The organism is Magnetococcales bacterium (assembly GCA_015228815.1).
Taxonomy (GTDB): Bacteria; Pseudomonadota; Magnetococcia; order Magnetococcales; family UBA8363; genus UBA8363.
On record JADGCV010000047.1, the window covers coordinates 20,486 to 27,153 of the forward strand.

Below are 6,668 nucleotides of genomic sequence, written 5' to 3' on the forward strand. Positions count from 1 at the left end.
ATCTTGTTAAAAAACATCAAAAGAAGGACTTTTTGAACGAGAACCCTGTTTTTTCCGAGACCGGCAAGGTACGCGAGAACGCCAGCAGCAGACCGATGGCCCCCAGGGTGACGATGATCGAGGTTCCGCCGTAACTGACGAGGGGGAGGGTCAATCCCTTGGGGGGGAGGAGTCCCATGACGACCCCCATGTTGGCGACCGATTGGGCCCCGAGGAGGACGGCGAGTCCGGTCGAGGCGAGGCGGACGAAGCGGTCGTCCGCCATGCGGGCGATATGGATGGCGCGCCAGATCAGGATGGCGAAGAGGAGGATGATCAGGAGGATCCAGAACAAGCCGAGTTCTTCACCGATGACGGCAAAGATGAAGTCGGTGTGGGATTCGGGAAGGTAGAATTGTTTTTGCTGTCCCTGCCCGAGACCGGTCCCGGTATAGCCGCCGTTGCCGAAGGAGAGGAGCGATTGCACAAGTTGAAAATCGCTGTCGAGGGGATCGTCCCACGGGTCGAGGAAGGAGGTGACGCGGCGGAAGCGGTAGGGGGCCATGATCACCCCGGCGGCGGCCAATGGCACGGCGGCGACAAACAGGCCGATGATCCAGGACAGGGGGATGCCGGCGATGAAAATGATGCCGAAGACGATGGAGGCGCAGATCATGGTGGCGCCAAAATCGGGTTCCGCCAGAAGCAGCGCCGCGCCGATGCCGAAGAGGAAAAACAGCGGGACGATGCCGGAAAAAAAGGTTCCGGCACGCGCCGGGTTGAGGGCGAGGATATGGGCGATGAACAGGGCGAGGATCACCTTGAAGGGTTCGGAGGGTTGAATGGTGGCAAAGCCAATGTTGATCCAGCGTCGCGCTCCACCCCCTTCCAATCCGACTCCGGGGATGAGGGTGACGACCAGGAGGAACAGACAAATGAAAAAACCCCATTGTCCCATACGGCGGATGGTCGTGATCGATTGGCGACTGATCAAAACCAGGGTGATCAGGCCCAGGAGGGAAAAAATGCCGTTGCGCAAGGCATAATGCGACGCATTGCCAAAGTGGCGCAGGGCGATGGGGGCGGAGGCGGAATAGACCATGACCAGACCAATGATCAGCAGACAAAAGGCAACGCCCGCCATCCACAGATCCATGGTTCCCACCCGTTGTTTGTCGGCGGGGGGGTCCCAGTTGGGTGGTGGTTTCTTTTTTCCCTGGGAGGATTTGTTCGCGGATTTAAAGAGCATGTACCGCCTCGCTGAAACGATCGCCCCGATCCTCGAAATTCTTGAACATGTCAAACGAGGCGCAGGCGGGCGAGAGGAGGACGACATCGCCGGGGTGGGCCAGGCGCAGCGACTGGGCGACGGCCTCCTTCATCGACGGAGCCTGGACGGTCGGGGCGACCCGGGACAAGACCTGTTCCAGATCGTTGGCCGCCTCGCCGATGAGGACGGCGGCGCGCAGACGGTTGCGGGCCGCGGCTTCCAGGGATGAAAAGTCGGTTTTCTTGGCCCGTCCGCCGGCGATGAGGACCAGGGGATGATCGAAGGAGGCGAGGGATTCGATGACGGCCCCGACGTTGGTCCCTTTGGAATCGTTGTAGAAGCCGACGCCGTTGATCTCCCGGACCCATTGCATCCGGTGCGGCAGGCCGGAAAATTCTTCGAGGACGCCGGCCACGGTGTCGGGGGGGGCCCCTTCGCTCAGGGCCAGGGCGGCGGCGGCGGTGGCATTGGCCAGATTGTGCCGTCCCTTGATGCGGATGCGCGATGTCGCCATCAAGGGTTGTTTCCTGGGACCACGGTGGTCGATCAACTGGCCATCTTCGATGTAGACCCCTCCCGGAACCGGCCTGTCGATGGAAAACCCGACCAGGGTCACTCCGGGAAGGCAGGCGGATTGGGCCATTTCCGGCCACAATCCGGGATCGTCGCGATTGACGATGGCGACATCGCCGGGCCGCTGATTGCGAAAAATGCGCAACTTGGCTGCCAGATAGTCTTCCAGTCGGGGGTAGCGGTCCATGTGATCGGGAGAGATGTTGAGCAGGGCAGCACTGTTGGCACGAAAATCATGCATGCTTTCCAGTTGAAAGGATGAGAGTTCCAGGACATAGGTCCGGGTCTCTTCGTGAAACAGGGACAGAGCCGCCTGACCCAGGTTGCCTCCGGTTCGGGTCTGGATGCCGGTGGTGTCGGCGGCGGCGAGCATCATGCCGACCAGGGTAGTGACGGTCGATTTGCCGTTGGTGCCGGTGATGGCGACAAAACGGCGCGGGGGCGGGGTTTGTCGTTGCGCCTCCCGATAGAGCCATTCACAATCGTTGATGACCGGGATTCCCTGATCGATCAGGCGGGCAACTCCAGGATGGTTGCGGGGGATGCCTGGCGACAGAAGAATGGCGGCACAGCGACCGAATCGTTCCTCGGGCAGGGGACCGTGCAGTACCTCGATCTGCGGGAGGTGTTTCAGTTCATCAAGGGGGACGGTTCCCTGATCCCAGGCGAGGACCGGATGGCGCCGTTGCGACAGAAAATGGACCGCGGCTTTGCCGGAACGACCCAGGCCAAGGACGCCGAACGAAGGGACAGAGGATGGAGATGGGGATGGGGTGTCCATGATCAACGTATTTTCAAGGTGGCGAGCCCGATCAGGGCCAGGATGATGGAGACGATCCAGAAACGAACGATAATCTTGGGTTCGGCCCATCCCTTGAGTTCAAAATGATGGTGCAGGGGGGCCATGCGGAAGACCCGTTTCCCGGTCAGTTTGAACGAGGCGACCTGAAGAATGACCGAGAAGGTTTCCAGGACGAAGATGCCGCCGATGATCGCCAGAACGATTTCGTGCCGGGTCACCATGGCGGTCGCCCCGAGGGCGGCCCCCAGGGACAGGGAACCGACATCGCCCATGAACACCTGGGCCGGATAGGTGTTGAACCATAGAAATCCCAGGGCGGCTCCGACCATGGCGCCGCAGAAGATTGCCAGTTCGCCCGCGCCCGCGACATAGGGGATGCCCAGATAATTGGCGAAGTGGACGTGACCGGCGACATAGCAGATGATCATGAAACTGGCCGCGGTCAACATGGAGGGACCGATGGCCAGGCCGTCGAGACCATCGGTCAGGTTGACGGCGTTGCCCGCTCCGACGATAACGAGGATGGCGAATGGAAAAAACCACAGCCCGAGATCGACCGAAAGTTCCTTGGAAAAGGGGACGCTCAGGATGCCGAAGGTATTGCCGTCACTCAATTCCAGTCCCGCCGCCATCAGGAGGGCGATGACCGATTGCATCAGGAAACGGGTTTTGCCCGAGACGCCGCGGCTGTGTTGGCGGGTGACTTTGACGTAGTCGTCCCAGAATCCGATGGCGCCGAACCCCAGGGTGACCGTCAACACCATGATGATGTAGGGATTGGCCAGGTTGGCCCACAGAAAGGTCGGGACCGATACGGCCAAAAGGATCAGGGTTCCCCCCATGGTGGGGGTTCCCTTTTTTTCAAGGAGGTGACGTTGCGGACCGTCTTCCCGGATCGGTTGTCCGCCTGCCTGCACCGCCTGAAGGCCGCGGATCAGGATCGGTCCGAGCAGAAAGGAGAGGATCAGGGCGGTCAATGCGGCGGCGATCGAACGCAGGGTGATGTATTTCAACAGGTTCAGAACGGTCCATTGATCGCTCAACGGATAGAGCAGATTATACAGCATGGCGGCCAAGATCCTCGACGATGCGTTCCATTTTCATTCCTCTGGACCCCTTGACCAGAACCAGGTCTCCGGGGCGACACAATCCGGGCAGTACACCGATCCATTCGCCGGCATCATGGCGATGATCGACCTGAAGGTTGGGATGATTCTCAAGGCGCCGGGCGAGGTGCCTCATGAGTTCTCCGGTGGTGAACAACCTGGAGATGCCGGCATCGATGACGGCGGTTGCCAACGCTTCATGCAATTTGACTGCCGAATCCCCGAGTTCCAGCATGTCTCCCAGGACCGCGATGCGGCGCCGGTGGGTGTCGCTGCCAAGTCGTGCGAGGGCTGCGGCCATGGAGCCGGGATTGGCGTTGTAGGTGTCGTCGATCACCTGCCATCCGCCGGGGGTGTTCTTGACCTCTCCCCGTCCTTTTTGCAGGCGGAATTCTTCGAGTCCCCGGACAATGGCCGTCACGGGGACCTTGATGGCATGGGCGGCGGCGGCGGCGGCCAGGGCGTTGTCGATCAGATGATTCCCCCGTCCATGGATTCGCGCCTGGACGGGTGGTTCTCCGGCGATCTGGAGGTCGAACGTCGTGTCCTCAAGTGTTGTGACGATCTCCCGGGCCGAAATGGTGGCGTTTTCGTCGATGCCGAAAGTCAGACGCCGTTGTGGCCGGGACAGGGTTGCAAGCATGGCGCTTTCCCATCTTCCGGAGGGGAGAATGGCCACACCCTCCGGGGGGAGGGCAGCCAGGAGTTCTCCCTTGGCATGGGCAATGTCCAGAAGGCTGCCGAACGCGGCGATATGGGCGGGAAAAACATTGGTGACGAGGCCGATGTCGGGTTGGGCGATGCCTGCCAGATGGGTGATTTCCCCCGCGGCGCTCATTCCCATTTCCACCACCGCTACCCGGCAGTCGGCGGGGAGCGACAGAAGGGTCAGGGGAACGCCAATGTGATTGTTCAGATTGCCCCGGGTGGCATGGACGCCGTGCATGTGTTGGCCGAGGCAGAGGGCGAGCATTTCCTTGACCGTCGTCTTGCCGCTGGATCCGGTCACGGCGATCACGGTGGCGGCGACATGTCGCCGCCAGGCCAGGGCCAGGCGGGTCAGGGCATCGAGGACTCCGTCCACGCGAACGACCGGAACCGGTGTTGTTTCCTGCCACTTCCGTTCGACCAGGACTGCCCGGGCCCCTGCCGCGACCGCCTTGGGTATGAAGGCATGGCCGTCGAAACTGGGACCGGAGAGGGCGGCGAACAGTTGACCGGGGACAAGGGTTCGCGAATCGATCGATATTCCGGTGAATGCCACATTGCCTCCGGAATGGTTTTCCACGGCGGGATTGAGCGCATGGCGAATGAAATCCAGATCGGGTGGCATCAGGGGATCTCCTTGGATGGGCCATGGTGGCCCAGTTCGTGTAAATGGTGGCGGGCCCAGTGCCGGTCATCGAACGGGAGGGGTTGATTGCGGTGGATCTGGGTCGTCTCATGGCCTTTGCCGGCGATGAGGACGCAGTCTCCGGGACGGGCCAGGGCCAGGGCATGGCCGATGGCCTGGGCGCGGTCGGCGATGTCTTCTCCTGTGTTGCCCCCGCGGGCCACGCCGTGTAATACCGCCTCCCGGATGTCTCCGGGTGGTTCGGAACGGGGGTTGTCATCGGTGACGATGATCCGGTCGGCGAGACGACCGGCGATTTTGCCCATGACGGGACGTTTTGCGGCATCCCGGTCGCCACCGCAGCCAAAAACAAGGATGATGCGTCCTTTTTGGGCCATTTCCCGCACGGTCGTCAACAGATTTTTCAGGGCATCGGGGGTGTGGGCGTAATCGACGAAGACACGGAACGGCTGGCCCCGTTCGACCGGTTCCATCCGTCCAGGTTGCGGGGTGAATCGGGCGAGGCCCTGTTGGATCGCCTCCAGGCTCGCCCCCATCCGTCCTGCCAGGGTGGCGGCGGCGACGGCGTTGGCAACATTGAAGGTGCCGCAGACCGGCAGTCGAATCGGACACGCGCCCTGGGGGGTGGCAAGAATGAAATGACTCGCCTCCCAGTCGGTTCTGATTTCCCGGGCGTGTACCAGGGCGCCGGTCGGGGTGGTTTTCAGGGAAAATCCCAGGACTTTCGCATGGGGGGCTGCCAGTTCGGCCAGTGTTTGTCCATGGGGGTCGTCCAGATTGATGATGGCATATCGTGGTGGATGATCGAGAAACAGGCGTGCCTTGGCGGCAAAGTAGGACGGGACATCGCCATGATAGTCCAGATGGTCATGACTGAGGTTGGTGAAGACTGCCGCCTGCCAGGAAATCGCCTCGGTACGTTGTTGTTGCAGGGCGTGGGAGGAGACCTCCATGACCACCGCCTGGCACTGGTGTTGCGCCATTTGCCCGAGCAGTGCATGCAGGGTGATCGGATCGGGGGTTGTCATTCCTGTCATCGCGGTCATTCCTGGCGCCCGGACGCCGGTGGTACCGATCACCCCGGTGGCGATTCCTTCTTCGGTCAGAATCGTTTCGGCCATGGCGGCAACGGTTGTCTTGCCGTTGGTGCCGGTGATGGCGCCCATGGTCATCTTGCCGCCGGGATGGCCGTGAAATGCCGAAGCCAGGCGGGAAAGCCCTTTGGCGGGGTCGGGATGAATCAAATGGGACAGTGTCGGCGGAATTTCGTTTTCTCCCTGATCCAGAATCGCCACCGCTCCCCGTCTCAGTGCCTCCTCGATGAACAGGCTGCCACGGGTGCGCCATCCTGGCAGTGCCGCGAACAGATGACCGGGACGGACCTGACGGGAATCCACGCTCATCCCCGAGATTTCCCGATCGCTCCCTTCAAGGCGCAGTCCCTCCAGTCCCGCCTGGTCGATCAATCGTGAGGTAACCATTCAGCCCCCCCCGGATTCAAAATTATTAAAAGAAAAAAGGGGTCTGGGGGATTGCCCCCAGGGTTTTGATTTTGTTTTTGTTTTTGATTTTGTTTTTCCACGC

Annotated in this window: 5 protein-coding genes; all 5 read right to left on the minus strand. The window is 61.2% G+C overall.

Annotated features, from left to right (window positions below; all coding sequences use genetic code 11):
• Positions 1-16 precede the first annotated feature (16 nt).
• The 5 genes from ftsW to HQL76_15555 are packed head-to-tail and all read right to left on the minus strand — an operon-like array spanning position 17 to position 6,565.
• A complete protein-coding gene (ftsW, locus tag HQL76_15535; protein ID MBF0110580.1) occupies positions 17-1,228 on the minus strand; it encodes a putative lipid II flippase FtsW in 1,212 nt (403 codons plus the stop codon).
• Positions 1,218-2,603, minus strand: a complete 1,386-nt coding sequence (gene murD / locus HQL76_15540; GenBank protein MBF0110581.1) for a UDP-N-acetylmuramoyl-L-alanine--D-glutamate ligase — start codon at positions 2,601-2,603, stop codon at positions 1,218-1,220. Before murD ends, ftsW begins: the two co-directional genes overlap by 11 nt.
• A gap of 2 nt (positions 2,604-2,605) precedes the next feature.
• A complete protein-coding gene (locus HQL76_15545) occupies positions 2,606-3,691 on the minus strand; it encodes a phospho-N-acetylmuramoyl-pentapeptide-transferase (protein ID MBF0110582.1) in 1,086 nt (361 codons plus the stop codon).
• Positions 3,681-5,063, minus strand: coding sequence for a UDP-N-acetylmuramoyl-tripeptide--D-alanyl-D-alanine ligase (locus tag HQL76_15550; protein ID MBF0110583.1), 1,383 nt, complete (start codon positions 5,061-5,063; stop codon positions 3,681-3,683). Before HQL76_15550 ends, HQL76_15545 begins: the two co-directional genes overlap by 11 nt.
• Positions 5,063-6,565 (minus strand): UDP-N-acetylmuramoyl-L-alanyl-D-glutamate--2,6-diaminopimelate ligase, encoded by a 1,503-nt coding sequence (locus HQL76_15555; GenBank protein MBF0110584.1) that lies wholly within the window; start codon positions 6,563-6,565, stop codon positions 5,063-5,065. Before HQL76_15555 ends, HQL76_15550 begins: the two co-directional genes overlap by 1 nt.
• Between the last annotated feature and the right edge of the window lie 103 nt (positions 6,566-6,668).